This window comes from Streptomyces taklimakanensis (assembly GCF_009709575.1).
GTDB lineage: Bacteria > Actinomycetota > Actinomycetes > Streptomycetales > Streptomycetaceae > Streptomyces > Streptomyces taklimakanensis.
The window spans coordinates 3,244,193-3,257,969 of the sequence record NZ_WIXO01000001.1; the positions used below are offsets into that span (position 1 = coordinate 3,244,193).

Here is a 13,777-nt window from a genome sequence, read left to right on the forward strand (position 1 = left end):
CAGCACATGCCCAGCATCTCCGAACTCGCGCTGCAGGAAGCCGCCCTCAAAGCCCTCGCCGAGATCGTCAAGCAGCAACTCGACACCACCAAGGCCGCCATGCAGGCCGAACTCGAAGCCTCCGGCGTCGGCCGCGTCGACGCCAGCCTCCCCGACGGCGTCAAGGTCGCCACCATCACCAAGACCAACCCCAAGCCCGCCCCCCACATCGTCGACGAGCAGGCATTCCTCAACTGGGCCCGCGCCCAGTCCGAGGACAACATCGTCACCCGCCTGGTCACCGAGGTCCGGCCCGCCTACCGCGACGCCCTCCTCAAGCAGATGACCAAGCACGGCGCCCCCCACATCGTCAACGAGGACGGCGAGATCATCGACGTCCCCGGCGTCGAGATGCGAGAGCGCCCCTCCTACCACTCCGTCAAGCACACCGACGGCGCCCTCGACGCCATCGCCACCGCATGGCGCAACCGGGCCCTCCCACTCCCCGAGATCACCAACGGGAGCGAGTCATGACCGGCATGACCGGATGGCACAACGGTCCCCTCCTCGGCTTCGACACCGAGACCACCGGCACCAACATCACCACCGACCGGATCGTCACCGCCTGCCTCGTCCACTGCGGAACCGGCCGCGACACCGCAACCACAACCTGGCTGTCCGACGTCGACGGCGTCGAGATCCCCGCCGAAGCAACCAAGGTCCACGGCGTCAGCACCGCCAAAGCCCACAGCGAGGGCCTGCCCGCGGCCAGCGTCATCCGAGACCTCGTCACCGAACTGGACCAGGCCGCCGACCACGACATCCCCATCGTCGTCATGAACGCCCCCTTCGACCTCGGCCTACTGGAACACGAAGCCCGCCGCCACGGCATCACCCCCCTGTCCGAGACGGCAGGCGACCGGCTCCGCGTCATCGACCCCCGCGTCCTCGACAAGCACGCCGACCGCTACCGGCGCGGCGGACGCACCCTTACCGACCTGTGCGACCACTACGACGTGAAGCTTGGCGACGCCCACACCGCCGACGCCGACGCCCTCGCCGCCTGCCGCGTCGCATGGCGCATCGCCCAGCGGCACCCGCAGCTCGCCGCCCTCACCCTCGACGAACTCCACGAGCAGCAAACCCACTGGCACGCACAACAAGCCGCGTCCCTGCGCAACTACTTCACCCGCGCCGGCAAGACAACCGACGCCGCCGACGTCCGCACCGACTGGCCCCTCGTCCCCCACCAGGAGGACTCATGACCCGCCTCGCCCTCACCGCCCTCGCCACCGCCGCCGCCCTCACCGCCTACGCCCGATTCCTCCAGCGCAGCATCCAAGGCGACGGACAGTAACCCCCCGCCCCGACGCACACCCGAACGCGAGCAGGTGGAGACACCAGCCCACAGCCACCAGGAGAGCCCCCGATGACCGGCCAGCTCCAGATACCCACACCCGTCCAAGGCGTCATCAACGAAGTCGCCGCCGCCGCCGCCAAGCAGCGCGGCATGGCCAAGGCCGACGCCGCCACCCCCGTCGACTGGGCCACCGCCGCCGACGCCGCGATACTCACCCTCGCCCGCCGCGGCACCCCCTTCCAGGCCAGCGACTGCATCCGAGAGGGCCTCGTCGACGAACCGCCCCACTACAACATGTGGGGCGCCAGGTTCGGCGCCGCCCGCGCCGCCGGCATTATCCGCCCGGTTGGCTACGCCCCCTCCAAGCGCGTCACCACCCGGCACAGCGCCTGCCGCGAGTGGATCGGCACCGACGCCGTCCTCCAGGAGCGTGCCGCATGAGTATCGTCAGCTTTTGCACCGGCGTGGCCGCTCTGGACGCCGCCGCCGAAGAGGTCACCGGCGAGCGCACCACCCTGTACGCCGAGACCGACCCCTACGCCTGCCAGGTACTAGCCGCGCGACTGCCCCACGCGACCAACCTCGGCGACATCACCCGTATCGACTACGCCACCATCGCAGCCCGCCACCCCGACGTGCGCACCCTCGTCGCCGGCTGGCCCTGCCAGGGCATCAGCCACAACGGGCACCGCCTGGGCCTGGACGACCCACGCTCGGGGATCTGGCGGAACGTCGCCCAAGCGATAGCCGCCCTCCGCCCCGAGCGGGTGTTCCTGGAGAACGTCGCCGCGCTGAGAACCCGCGGCCTGTCCACCGTCTCGGCGCACCTGAACGAGCTGGGCTACGACCTGTACTGGACGATCACCCGCGCCGGCGACGTCGGGGCCGCCCACACACGGCCCCGATTCCTGGGCTACGCCGTGCCCGGCCGGGGCATCACGGTCGAGGTGCCGGCGCCGGCTCCGACCGTCGAGGCGGTTCCCCGGCTGCTGCCCACCCCCAAAGCCTCCGACGGCCCCAACGGCGGGCCGAACCAGCGCGACGGGGCGGGGAACTACTACCTGCCCGGCATCGCCGTCCGGCTCGACACCCAGTGGCGGGCGCCGGAGTTGGGCCACGACTACGGGCTGGCGATCCGCCGCTGGGAGCGCATCCTGGGACGCCCCGCCCCGACGCCGACGTCCCCGGACCGTCGCGGAAATCTCCGCCTGAGCCCCCGGTTCGGGGAGTGGCTGATGGGTTACCCCGCCGGTTGGGTCACGGATCTGGACCTGCCGCGTTCGCAGCAGATCAAGTTGTGCGGCAACGGGGTCGTCACCCTGCAAGGAGTCGCGGGGTACCGGCTCCTGATGGCCACCGCCTCGCCCACCCGGATGCTGCTCCCCGCCCTCCCCGAGGCGGTGGCCGCATGACCGCCCCCACCACCGCCGGCGCCGCCCCCGCCACCACGGGGGCGGCCCCCGGAGTCGTGCTCGCCGGCCGGACGTTCACCATCACCCTCCCGCCCGGCCTGCCCCTACTCAACGCCAACGAGCGCATATTCCACCACCAGCGGGCAAAGGTGACCGCCGAGCTTCGGGGCGTCGCACAGGAAGCCTGCTCGGAGGACCCGGCGATGCGCGCCGCGCTCGCCGCCGCCAACCCCGGCCCGGTCATGCACCGCGCCCACATCGTCGGAATCCTCCACCCCGCCCGCGGCGGACGTCGCGACCCCGCCAACTGGTACCCGTCGTTCAAAGCCTGCGTCGATGGCCTCGTCGACGCGGGGGTCCTGGAAGACGACGACCACACCCGCGTCATCGGGCCCGACATGCGCCTCGGCCCGGTCGTGAAAAAGGGGCAGCTTGTGCTCCGCGTCCGCGAGATTCTGACCGACGCGCAGTGGGACACCGCCCAGCACCTCACCCTCGCCGGGAGTGCACTGTGAGCCGTCAGGCGAAATCCCTCCGGGCCGAGGCGGCGTTCCGTGCTCGGGTCGCTGAACTCGGCGGGGAAGTCCTCGAACCCGAATGGCTCGGCAACGCCAAGAGACATCGGGTGCGATGCGCGGCCGGGCATGAGGGTACGTCCCGGCCCGCCGACGTCATGCGGGGGACGAAACTCTGCCGTATCTGCTCCCGGCGGGACCCGCGAACCGCCGAGACCGCGTTCCGGGCCCGCGTCGCTGAACTCGGCGGAGAAGTCCTCGAACCCGCGTGGAAAGGCGCGATGAAGGCACACCGCGTCCGGTGCGCCGCGGGGCACGAAAACGAGGTACTACCGTACAAGATTCAGCAGGGAAGAGGGATCTGCCCCTCGTGCGCTGGCCGGGCCCCGCAGGCAGCCTGGGAAGCCTTTCGTGCTCGAATCGCCGAACTTGGCGGGACAGTCCTCGAACCGACTTGGCTGGGCGCTATGACACCGCACCGAGCGCGATGCGCTCTGGGGCATGAGGGGACCCCACGACCCAACGACATCCGCTCAGGGCGAGGCATCTGCCGGGTGTGTTCTGGTCGGGATCCACACGCGGCGGAGCAGGCGTTCAGGGACCGCCTGGTCGAACTGGGGGCCACCCTCCTCGAACCCGAATGGCTGGGCACGCACACACCACACCGAGTCCGGTGCGCAGCCGGACACGAGTGCTCGCCGCGCCCGAACAGCGTCCGACGCGGTCGGGGCGTCTGCGGGATCTGTGCGGGCCGCGATTCACAGGCAGCCTGGGAAGCCTTTCGTGCTCGAATCGCCGAGGCCGGCGGCGAGGTTCTGGAACCGGAGTGGCTCGGCAACCACGTACCACACCGGGTTCGGTGCGCGGCCGGGCACGAGACCCGACCCTGGCCGAGCAGTATCCAGCAGGGGCGGGGACTGTGTCGCTTCTGCGCCGGGCAGGCGTGGGATGTGCTGTACGTCGTCGTCGACGAGGTGCACGACGCCGTAAAGTTCGGCATCACCTCCGGTGACCCGCGCCCGCGTCTCGCCGTTCACGCCCGCGATGGCTACGACACCGTGGCCCGTCTCGTCACCGACCTGCCCGACGCCCGCGAGATGGAGCGGCGAATCCTTGCTGCCCTCCGTGACGCCGGTGAGCAGCCGATACGGGGCCGCGAGTACTATCCGGCCCGCGTCTTGCCGATGGTCCTCGACCTCGTCGACAACTCCCCGCGGGAGACCCCGACGCCCGGCGTTGGGTTCGCGTCTTGACCGACCGACACGGCACCCGCCCCTGCTACCTGGCCGGGTGCCGTTGCCCCGAATGTTCCGAGGCGAACTACCGGTACATGGCCCGCCTCAACCTGGACCACGCCCGCGGCCACAAGCGGCGCGTCCCCGCCGACACCTGCCGCAGCCACATCCGCGCACTCCTCGACGCAGGCTGGCTCCAATCTCAAATCTCCGCAGCCGCCGGCGTCGACCACACTCAGATCAGCCACATCACCACCGGCGAACAGCCGACCGTCGCGCGCACCACCGAACAGCGGATCCTCGCCGTCCCACCCGGCCCGCCCCCACGCGGCCGAGACGTCGACGCCACCGGCACCCGCCGCCGCATCCAAGCCCTCGTCGCGATCGGCCACCCCATGGCCCACATCGCCCGCGAAGTCGGCGTCGGCGTCGACGCGATCGGCCGGATCGCCCGCGGCGCGAAAACAGCAGTGCGGGCCACGACCGCAGACACGGTCGCGGTCGTCTACCGGCGCATGTCCCGCAGACCCGGCGCATCGAAACGGGCACGGACCATCGCCGCCCGCCACGGCTGGCACAGCCCCCTCGCATGGGACGCCGCCACCATCGACGACCCCACGGCGACGCCGGAAGAGGAAATCCAGGACCCGCCGGACAGCGGGCCCGCGGACCGCGCCGCCGAGGTCGCGCACCTGAAATCGCTCGGGGAGAGCGACGAGGAGATCGCCCGGCGACTGGGCATGAGCGTGCGCCGGGTCAGAGACACCGCGGCGGCACTCCGCACAACACGCCTCGATCCCCCGCGCACCCCCGTGAACGAGTAAGCGCCCCCACGTACTTGCGCGCAGGGGGGCGGGTCGCTAGATTGAACAACGCGCAACCGACACCACCTACCTGAAAGGCAAGGAGGAACACCATGCCCGCCCCCCGCCACCCCCGCATCACAGCCCGCACCCGCGCCTTCCACGACACCCGCCCCCTCCAGATCACCCACACCCCCCACAGTTACGACGACGCCCGCGACATCGACTGGATCGCCGTCGAACGCGCCGCCCAGGGCACCTACGACCCCACCGCCCTGAACCTCGCCGAGAAGCGCGAAGCCGTCCTCCTCATGGACCGCAACGGCTACACCGCATGCGACATCAGCGAACGCCTCAGCGTCTACCGCCGACAGATCGCCCGCTGGCGCTCCGACTCCACCGCCATCAACTACAGCCACGTCGAACGCGCCACCCAGGGCACCTACGACCCCACCGCCCTGAACCCCGCCGAGAAGCGCGAAGCCGTCCTCCTCATGCTCGACCACCACCACACCGAGCGCGAGATCAGCGAACAGCTCGACGTCCACCCCTGGGAGATCCGCCTCTGGAAGCGGCAGCAGAACCCCGACCACGGAACCACCCCCAAGCCGCAACTGCAGAAGGCCGCCTGACGGCTGCCTCCCCGGCCCGGCCGGCCCGCCGTCCGGGCGGGGCCGAGGAACCGCCAGACCGACCTCACGGAGGACCCCATGGCCACCTGCCACCCCGAGCGCACCACCCGAGCCCACACCACGGCAGCCACCCCCGGACAACTCGCCGAACAGCGCCACATCCCCGACCCCGCCGACACCGCGCCCGCCGCCCTCGTCCCCGGCGCCAACGCCACCAACGGAAGGAGCACCGCGAAGCGTCGATTCCTCAACCACCGGGACATCGCGGCACGACTGCGCGCCAACCCCGAACAGTGGCAGGTCGTCGCCGAGACCCGCCCCGGCCCCAGCTACTCGCGGTATCTGGCCCGCCGTATCGCCAAGGGAGAAACGGCGGTCTACCGGCCCGCCGGAGCCTTCGAGGCCAGGGTTGAGCGCGGCCAAGACACCGACACCGTCTACGCCCGCTACGTCGGCCACGACCACGCCCGCGCCGCCTGACGGCTGCCTCCCCCGCCCGGCCGGCCCGCCGTCCGGGCGGGGCGAGGGGAGCCGGACAGACACCCGACCTCCACCCACCCGACGAGAGGAACCCGATGCCCGCGTCCGCCGCGGCCCGCTTCGCCGCCGCCTACGCCGCCCTCAACGCCTCCCACACGGTCGGCGACCACATCGTCCAACTCGACCACGACGCCGTCCGCAAGGGACTCCCCGGCACCGAAGGCCGCGCCGCCTGCGCCCGACACGTCGCCACCTACACCGCCACCCAAGCCCTCACCCTCGCCGGCGTGAACCACACACTACGCCTCGGCCTGACCCCCCGCGGTATCGCCGCCGCCCTCGCCCTGTCCGCCGCCACCCACTACGCCATCGACCGATCCGGCGGCCGCTGGGCCGAGGACCCCGACACCCAGCCCACCACCGCCCTGGTCCGCACCGCCCACCGACTCGGCAAGGGCCAGTGGCTCCAACGCGACCCACAAGCCGGCTACCGCTACGACCAAGCCCTCCACAAGGGCATCCTGCTGGTCGCCTCGCTCGCCGCCTCCACCCGTTCCTAACCGACACCCCGGCACCCACCGGCCCGACGCCCGCGCATTCGACGCGCGGGCGCCGGGCCGTTTCCAGCTCCGGCGCGGCGTTTGCACACACCGTCACAACCCCCATACATTCCCTGGGATTCGACACCACGCGCCCACAAGGGGGGACCCCATGCAGCACCAGCCGACGCCGACGCCACCCACCAAAACCGGCCCCAACAAGAAGGTCGTCATCGGCGCCGTCGTCGCCGGCCTGATCGTCCTCGGCGCCATCGGATCCGCCCTCGACAACAACGACACCACCAGCAACGCCACCGACACCACCACCCCGGCCCTGGCCTCGCCCAGCCCGAACACCGCCACAGCCCCAGCCGCCCCCGCGCAGGACACCGACGACGCCCCCGCGGCAGCCGAACTCCCGAACCTCGTCGGCAAGGGACTCCAAGCCGCACAGGACCAGGCCCAGGAAGCCGGCTTCTACCAGCTCACCTCCCACGACGCCACCGGCCGCGGACGCATGCAAATCTCCGACCGCGGCTGGAAAGTCTGCTTCCAGGCGCCCGCCCCCGGCGAGCACCCCACCGACACCGAAATCGACCTCGGCGTGGTCAAACTCGACGAGGATTGCCCCGCCGACGACAAGGGCATCATCGAACCCGCCGACGACGGAACGATGCCCGACCTCGTCGGCGACTCCGTCCGCATCGCCCACCAGACCCTCCCCTCCAACGCGTCGATCACCACCACCGACGCCTCCGGACAGGACCGCATCGTCATCAACGGCGCCAACTGGACCGTGTGCACCCAAACACCCGCCGCAGGCACCGCGTTCGACGGCGAACCCGTCGAGCTGACAGCCGTCAAGGTGGGAGAGACCTGCCCCTGACCCGACCCCACCCCCCGGCCACCCAGTAGCCCAGCCACCCCTTCCCGAGGGCCGCGCACCCCCTGCGGTGCGCGGCCCTTTCGCTTACCCGCACCCCAAAGCGAGTAACTGCGCCCACCTACTTGCACGACCCCCGGCGGCCCCCTATAGTCATGAGCAACCGGAGACGGTTACTCGAACCGAACGGACCCGGAGAGGCCAACCCATGAACATCAACCGCACCCGCCGCACCATCACCGCCGCCATCAACACCACCCGCACCCTCGGCTACACCACCCTCTCCGGCGCCACCCTCACCGCCCTCACCACCGGACAACTCATCCGCATCTCCACCTACCTCCAGCAGCTCGGCCTCGACGACGACTTCACCAACCGCTACGCCTCCCCCTTCGGACGCCACGCCGCCAAGCACTACCGCAACCGCGCCGGCCACGACCCCCGCCGCTGCTGGATCAACCGCGACGGCCGCTGGATCCACGTCTTCGTCTACGCCCCCAACGACCCCGCCCTCACCGCCGCCGTCGCCTCCTACAAGCGCACCGCCCACCTCACCCTCGCCGCCTGACACCCACGCCCGCCCGGCCGGCCACCACCGGCCGGGCCACCCACCCGCGAAAGAGAGACACGCGATGAGCATCGACAACCCCACCCCCACCGCCCTGTCACCGAAGCGCACCGAGGAGAGCGTCCGGGAGCCGCTGGCGGCAGAGCGCCTGGCCGAGGTGGAGCGTCTGCGGGCCGAGCGGGACGCGGCGTATGCCGACGCGGAGTTCGCCGAGAAGAGTCGCGACCGCTGGCGGACCGCCGCGCTGGAGGCCGAGCGGGAGCGGGACGAGGCGCGGGCGCGGGTCGCCGAGTTGGAGCAGCACACCACCACCGCCCGCGCCGAGACGCTCCGCGAGGCCGCCGACGTGGCCGCGCAGTGGATCTCCGACTGCCAGAACTGCGCGGTGGAGCTGGAAGTCGCGGCCGAGTTTCGCCGCATGGCCGCCGAGGCGGGTGGTTCCCGGTGACGACCGCGCTGATCGTGCTCCTCGGCACCGCCGGCCCCGCCGCCATCGCCGCAGGCACGGTCCTCGACCACCTCACCACCGACCCCGGCCCCACCCGCACCCCACCCGCCCTCGACACCTGCACAGCCTGCCCCCGCCCCATACCCCGCGGCACAAACCGCTGCAGCCACCACCTCACCCTCACCACCCCGACAACGGAGACCCAGACCATGCCCACGAAGCACCAGACCACCAACCCCGGCCTGTCCATCCGCACCGACGAAGCCTGGACCCGCGGCATCCTCCGCGCCGACACCATCCGCTACAACACGATCCTCGACCTCGCCGACGCCTACCGCGAGGACCCCAACGGCGTCACCGCCGCCCTCGCCGCCCTCGCTGACGCCCTCATCAACAACGTCACCCCCGAGGAACGCGACGCCCTCGTCGAGGACATCGACGACACCACCACCGGCGACGCCACCACCGACCTCACCCTGCACCACGCGATGCGACTCCGCGACGAACTCGACACCGTCATCAACCGCCTGGGCCGCTTCAACCCGAAGGCCACCCAGCCCAGCCCCCACCCGAACCTCACCGAACACCAGCGCGCCGCCTGACCCCCGACCACCCTGCCGCCGGGACGACACCGGCCCGGCGGCAGACGCCCAACCCACACCACACCCGACGAAAGGGAAAGGCAAGTGTCTTCCACCACCCCATCCACACCGTCGAGCAACCCCAACACCACACCCGTCACCGAGATCCGCGCGGCGGTCGAGAAGCTCCGCAAGCACCTCAAGCACGCGACGGACGGCCCGTGGGTCGCCGACGCCTGGATGAACCCGCGCCTCGGCACCGTCCTGGCGGACTGGCTGGAACTGGAGGCCGACGTCATCGCCGCCCGCCTCACCGAGCACGACGACGAGGAGATCGCCGTCGACCGGAGCGGCGACCACGCCCTCGCCGTCGCCCGCCTGATCAACAACCCCGAGTGCGACCCCTGGTGGACCCCGCGCGGCGGCCACGGCGACCTGTGCGCCTACGCCTCCGGCATCGGCCCGAACTGCACCTGCACCACCGACTCCGAGGGCGGTGCCCGATGAGCGCCCGCGAGGCCGCCTACGACGCGGCGGTCGCCAAGCTGAACTCGATCTACTCCGGCCAGATCCCCGAGCAGGTGGCCCGCGAGATCGCCGACGCCGCGCTGGACACCGCACCGCAGAGCGACCCCTGGACGCCGATCTACCGCCTGGTGGGCTGGCTGGACCGGCAGAACGGCCGCACCGACCACGAGATCAGCATGCGGCTGCTGAAGCTGGTCGAGGAGGCTGGCGAGGTCGCTCAGGCGTACATCGGCACGGTCGGCCAGAACCCCCGCAAGGGCGTCACCCACACCCGGCAGGACGTGGCCGACGAACTGTGCGACGTGATCATCACGGCGATGGTGGCGCTCGTCTCGATCGCCGACCGCGCCCCGGACGACATCCTCGCCGCCAAGCTCGCCAAGGTCACCCGCCGCGCCAGCTCCGAGGGCGGTGCCCGATGAGCGCCCCCCGGTCCGTGTGCACGACGCGTCCCCCGTTCGACACCAGCCACGACTGGCGCGACAACGGCGACGGGACGGTCAAGTGCGGGTACTGCGACGCGTCGCGGTCCCTGTCTCCGTCCGGTGCGCTGCTGCCGGAGCGCGAGGACAACGCTCCCGCCCGGGAGCCGCTGACGGCGGAGCGCGAGGCCGAGATCCGTGAGCGCTGGACGAGCGCCCTCTACGACTCGATCCATGCCTTCCAGATGGCCGCGCAGCTTGGTGGTCTCCAGCACGCCCAGATGCGCACCTACCTCGCCGAGCACCTGCGGGACTTCCTGCTGGGCGACGAGGGGCCGGTCACCGCGCTGCTGGCCGAGGTGGAACGGCTGCGGGCCGAGCGGGACGAGTTCTGCGACCGCGTGGACACCCTCACCGAGGTCGCCAAGGGCAACAAGCGGCACGTCGCCGAGCTGTTCGCCCAGTTGCAGACGACGCAGCGCGAGCGGGACGAGGCGCGGGCGCGGATCGCCGAGCTGGAGCAGCACACCACCACCGTGCGCGCCGAGACGCTGAGCGAGGCCGCCAACGCGCTCGCCTGCCTGGGCCCCGTGGAGTCGCTGACGTCCGCGCCGCACGCATGGGACGAGGCCGTCGAGACCCTGCGCCGCATGGCCGCCGAGTCGGGTGAGCCCGGTGACGTGGACGAGATGGCCGCCAGTCTCCGCCGCGACGGGTTCGGCCCCGACGAAATCGCCGAGATGCGGCACCACAGCACCGAGGGCGGTGCGTCGTGACCGCCCTGCCCTGCGTCGGCCGCTCCGCCCTGTACGACCTGGCGCTCTTCGAGGAGGACGCCGACCCCCGGCAGCGGCAGCAGGCCGTGCACCGCGCCGCCGCCCTGTGCGCCGGATGCCCCGCCCCGTGCCCGGAGAAGGTCACCGCCGACAGCGGCCCGCGCGAGCTGGTGCTGCTGGAGCCCGACTGGATGCCCCCGGCCCGCGAAGGCCAGCCCGAGCCGAAGCCGACCCCGCGCCGGAAGTGGTCGGCGGACCGGCGCAAGGCTGCCGCGATGACCGTCGGCCGGGACTACGTGCCCACCGACCGGCGGGCGGACGCCTGGGCGCGAGCGGCCGCCGAGCATGCCGCCGCTGGCATGCCCCTCGCGCAGATCGCCGAACGGCTGTGCGTCACCGAACAGACCGCGGCCGACCTCATCACCCACGCACAGCAGCAGCGGGAGGCGTCATGAGCGCCGACGCCTACCTGATCCTCCTCTGCGACCACCCCAGCTGCGAGTACCCCGAGGGCCACTGGCCGGTCCGGTTCGAGCCGCACACCCACCGCGAGCTGCGCCGCCTGCTGAAGACCCGCGGCTGGCGACGGACCCGCGACGGACGGGACCTGTGCCCCGAGCACCGCAAGGCCGCCCAGTGACCGCCCTGGCCCGTCTCGCCTGCCCGGCCGGCGCGATCGCCCTCACCACCGCAGGCATCGCACTCCTCACCCTCGCCCGACACCTCCAGAAAGGAGGCCGACCGTGACCACCTACCACGTCGAGTTCGGACACCTCGGCGACAGTCGCCCTGTCCCGGACCTGACTCTCGACTACGACCCGGCAGCCGAGAACCCGCGCGGCACCGCCTTCGAGACCGCCGTCGCCGAGCACGCCATCCCGCACCTGCGGCCCGCGCTGGAGCAGATGGGCCGCCCTGAGCTGGCCGACTGCGCCTTCATCGCCAGCAAGGATCGGACGGCGGGCCACTTCCTGTGGGCCGACCTCGCCGCCGGGCAGGCCGCCCGGTTCTGCGCCGCCCGCATCACCACCGTGCGGCCCGTCGTGCCCGTCACCCCGCTCCACGCCGCCCCGCAGGCCCGGAAGGGAGTCGCGTGATGACCACCGCCACGACCGCCGCCTGCGCCGACTGCTGGAAGCAGGCCGCCAGTGGACGGCCGCCCGTCCACGACGCCTGCCTCGCGGCCGTCCGCGCCGAACGCCGCGCCGCCCGCCGGTTCTGGATCCGCATCAACCCTGCCGGCTGCGTCGAGGGCTCCGTCTACCCGTCCGCGCTCGACAGCGACACCGCCGAGGCCGCGCACAAGGAGTTCACCCCGCGCGCCGCCGACCGGCGCCGCGAGACCGCCGAGGGCTACCGCCACGAGCGCGTCAACGGCGACGAGTGGGACCGCCGCGCCCGCCCCTGCCTCACCGGCTCCTGCCGGCACCGCCTCGCCCCGCAGGCCCGCGACAACCACGCCGCCTAACCCCCGACCGCCTGCCGCCGGGATGACACCGGCCCGGCGGCAGGCGCACCAAGACCCCAGGAGAAGCACGTGACCACTGCGACTGCCCACCGCAAGCTCACCCAGGCCGACCTGGTCGCCGAAGCCCGCGACCGCTTCGGCGACAACCCCCTCAACTGGGCCTTCCAGTGCCCTTCCTGCAAGGACGTCGTCACCGGCGCCGACTTCCGCCAGGCGCTCACCGACCACCCCCGCACCAACCTGCGCACCAACCAGCCCGTCATCGCCTCAGACGTCCTCGGCCGGGAGTGCATCGGCCGCACGTTGGGCGCCCTCGACAAGGGGCGTGGTAAGTACACCGGCCGCGGCTGCGACTGGGCCGCATACGGCCTGTTCGTGGGCCCTTGGGAGATCGAACTGCCGAACGGGCGTATCGCCTACAGCTTCCCCCTCGCCTGACCCACCGAGCCCCGGCCGCCGCCACCCACCCACGCCCGGCGGCGGCCGGACCACCCACACGAAAGGGCCGCCCCCTCGGGGCGGCCCTCCGTCGTTCGGCATGACCCCTTCAGCCGAACGCCTCCTGCAGCACATCCGCGATCCCGACGTCGTACCCATCCCGAACCGGCACCAGGTCCCGCCGCGCCGCCGGCCGGGAGACCCCGAAATACGCCTCGATGTGCTGAACCGGCGTACCGTCCTCCCACACCACCGCTATAGCGGACTGCCGCAACTCGTGCACCCCCGCCTCAACACCCGCCGCACGCGCCGCCCCCCGCACCGACTGCACCAGCCGCACCGGCGACCACGGCTCCAGCAAACACCCCCTCGTCCCCGCAGCTACCCGGCCCGCCGCCTCCCCAAGCAGCTTCGCCGCCGACGGCGCCACCCGCACCGTCCGCTCCAGAGCCCCACGACCGAGCCGCAACCGCGAACCATCCGCATCGAAGTCACCCCTCCGCAGCCCCTCAACCTCCCGCGGCCTGGCACCGGCCAACGCCACAAGCGCCACCCGCGCGTACAACGCCGGCTCCCGCGCCGCCTCGGCGAGCAACGCCCGCACCTGCTCCGGAGACAGAACCCTGCGCGTGGGATCGAGCACGACAACCTCCGACGACTGGACGGCCCGCCAAGGCCACCGTAAAGACACGATCTGACACAACGAGAGC

At 72.0% G+C, this 13,777-nt stretch carries 23 protein-coding genes; 22 read left to right on the plus strand and 1 reads right to left on the minus strand.

The window, feature by feature from the left end:
* The first annotated feature begins 6 nt into the window (after positions 1-6).
* The 22 genes from F0L17_RS14215 (at position 7) to F0L17_RS14320 (ending at position 13,067) form a co-directional block, all read left to right on the plus strand.
* Positions 7-513, plus strand: a complete 507-nt coding sequence (locus F0L17_RS14215; protein ID WP_155071356.1) for a hypothetical protein — start codon at positions 7-9, stop codon at positions 511-513.
* A complete protein-coding gene (locus F0L17_RS14220; RefSeq protein WP_238419375.1) occupies positions 510-1,244 on the plus strand; it encodes an exonuclease domain-containing protein in 735 nt (244 codons plus the stop codon). The genes F0L17_RS14215 and F0L17_RS14220 overlap by 4 nt, the downstream gene beginning before the upstream one ends.
* A gap of 164 nt (positions 1,245-1,408) precedes the next feature.
* The gene (locus tag F0L17_RS14225) at positions 1,409-1,780 is read left to right on the plus strand and encodes a hypothetical protein (protein ID WP_155071357.1); all 372 of its coding nucleotides are present in this window, start codon (positions 1,409-1,411) and stop codon (positions 1,778-1,780) included.
* Entirely contained in the window at positions 1,777-2,751 is a 975-nt protein-coding gene (locus F0L17_RS14230; protein ID WP_155071358.1) for a DNA cytosine methyltransferase, read from the plus strand. Before F0L17_RS14225 ends, F0L17_RS14230 begins: the two co-directional genes overlap by 4 nt.
* Positions 2,748-3,266: a hypothetical protein gene (locus F0L17_RS14235; protein WP_155071359.1), complete on the plus strand. Its 519-nt coding sequence runs from the start codon at positions 2,748-2,750 to the stop codon at positions 3,264-3,266. The genes F0L17_RS14230 and F0L17_RS14235 overlap by 4 nt, the downstream gene beginning before the upstream one ends.
* Before the next feature lie 950 nt (positions 3,267-4,216).
* On the plus strand, positions 4,217-4,519 hold the full coding sequence (locus tag F0L17_RS14240; RefSeq protein ID WP_155071360.1) for a GIY-YIG nuclease family protein: 303 nt from the start codon (positions 4,217-4,219) through the stop codon (positions 4,517-4,519).
* Positions 4,516-5,325 (plus strand): hypothetical protein, encoded by an 810-nt coding sequence (locus F0L17_RS14245; protein WP_155071361.1) that lies wholly within the window; start codon positions 4,516-4,518, stop codon positions 5,323-5,325. The genes F0L17_RS14240 and F0L17_RS14245 overlap by 4 nt, the downstream gene beginning before the upstream one ends.
* A 92-nt stretch (positions 5,326-5,417) precedes the next feature.
* Entirely contained in the window at positions 5,418-5,936 is a 519-nt protein-coding gene (locus tag F0L17_RS14250; protein ID WP_155071362.1) for a helix-turn-helix domain-containing protein, read from the plus strand.
* A 78-nt stretch (positions 5,937-6,014) separates the two neighbouring features.
* A complete protein-coding gene (locus F0L17_RS14255) occupies positions 6,015-6,416 on the plus strand; it encodes a hypothetical protein (RefSeq protein WP_155071363.1) in 402 nt (133 codons plus the stop codon).
* Between the two features lie 95 nt (positions 6,417-6,511).
* Positions 6,512-6,976 (plus strand): hypothetical protein, encoded by a 465-nt coding sequence (locus tag F0L17_RS14260; RefSeq protein ID WP_155071364.1) that lies wholly within the window; start codon positions 6,512-6,514, stop codon positions 6,974-6,976.
* Between the two features lie 151 nt (positions 6,977-7,127).
* Positions 7,128-7,841, plus strand: a complete 714-nt coding sequence (locus F0L17_RS14265; protein ID WP_155071365.1) for a hypothetical protein — start codon at positions 7,128-7,130, stop codon at positions 7,839-7,841.
* Positions 7,842-8,046: 205 nt separating this feature from the next.
* Positions 8,047-8,406: a hypothetical protein gene (locus tag F0L17_RS14270; RefSeq protein WP_155071366.1), complete on the plus strand. Its 360-nt coding sequence runs from the start codon at positions 8,047-8,049 to the stop codon at positions 8,404-8,406.
* 64 nt (positions 8,407-8,470) lie between these two features.
* The gene (locus F0L17_RS14275; RefSeq protein WP_155071367.1) at positions 8,471-8,854 is read left to right on the plus strand and encodes a hypothetical protein; all 384 of its coding nucleotides are present in this window, start codon (positions 8,471-8,473) and stop codon (positions 8,852-8,854) included.
* Entirely contained in the window at positions 8,851-9,456 is a 606-nt protein-coding gene (locus F0L17_RS14280) for a hypothetical protein (RefSeq protein ID WP_155071368.1), read from the plus strand. The genes F0L17_RS14275 and F0L17_RS14280 overlap by 4 nt, the downstream gene beginning before the upstream one ends.
* A gap of 84 nt (positions 9,457-9,540) precedes the next feature.
* Positions 9,541-9,942: a hypothetical protein gene (locus F0L17_RS14285; RefSeq protein WP_155071369.1), complete on the plus strand. Its 402-nt coding sequence runs from the start codon at positions 9,541-9,543 to the stop codon at positions 9,940-9,942.
* Entirely contained in the window at positions 9,939-10,385 is a 447-nt protein-coding gene (locus F0L17_RS14290) for a MazG-like family protein (protein ID WP_338018085.1), read from the plus strand. Before F0L17_RS14285 ends, F0L17_RS14290 begins: the two co-directional genes overlap by 4 nt.
* Positions 10,382-11,161, plus strand: a complete 780-nt coding sequence (locus tag F0L17_RS14295) for a hypothetical protein (protein WP_155071370.1) — start codon at positions 10,382-10,384, stop codon at positions 11,159-11,161. The genes F0L17_RS14290 and F0L17_RS14295 overlap by 4 nt, the downstream gene beginning before the upstream one ends.
* The gene (locus F0L17_RS14300) at positions 11,158-11,616 is read left to right on the plus strand and encodes a hypothetical protein (RefSeq protein ID WP_155071371.1); all 459 of its coding nucleotides are present in this window, start codon (positions 11,158-11,160) and stop codon (positions 11,614-11,616) included. Before F0L17_RS14295 ends, F0L17_RS14300 begins: the two co-directional genes overlap by 4 nt.
* Positions 11,613-11,801, plus strand: coding sequence for a hypothetical protein (locus F0L17_RS14305; protein WP_155071372.1), 189 nt, complete (start codon positions 11,613-11,615; stop codon positions 11,799-11,801). The genes F0L17_RS14300 and F0L17_RS14305 overlap by 4 nt, the downstream gene beginning before the upstream one ends.
* A 103-nt stretch (positions 11,802-11,904) precedes the next feature.
* Complete coding sequence (locus F0L17_RS14310; protein ID WP_155071373.1) at positions 11,905-12,258, plus strand: hypothetical protein; 354 nt, start codon at positions 11,905-11,907, stop codon at positions 12,256-12,258.
* A complete protein-coding gene (locus F0L17_RS14315; protein ID WP_155071374.1) occupies positions 12,258-12,629 on the plus strand; it encodes a hypothetical protein in 372 nt (123 codons plus the stop codon). The genes F0L17_RS14310 and F0L17_RS14315 overlap by 1 nt, the downstream gene beginning before the upstream one ends.
* Positions 12,630-12,698: 69 nt before the next feature.
* On the plus strand, positions 12,699-13,067 hold the full coding sequence (locus F0L17_RS14320; RefSeq protein ID WP_155071375.1) for a VVA0879 family protein: 369 nt from the start codon (positions 12,699-12,701) through the stop codon (positions 13,065-13,067).
* A 109-nt stretch (positions 13,068-13,176) separates the two neighbouring features.
* On the opposite strand, the gene F0L17_RS14325 is transcribed toward F0L17_RS14320, so the two are convergent.
* Positions 13,177-13,710 carry a tyrosine-type recombinase/integrase gene (locus F0L17_RS14325; protein ID WP_162466196.1) on the minus strand — a complete coding sequence of 178 codons (534 nt, stop codon included), beginning with the start codon at positions 13,708-13,710 and terminating at the stop codon, positions 13,177-13,179.
* Positions 13,711-13,777 lie beyond the last annotated feature (67 nt).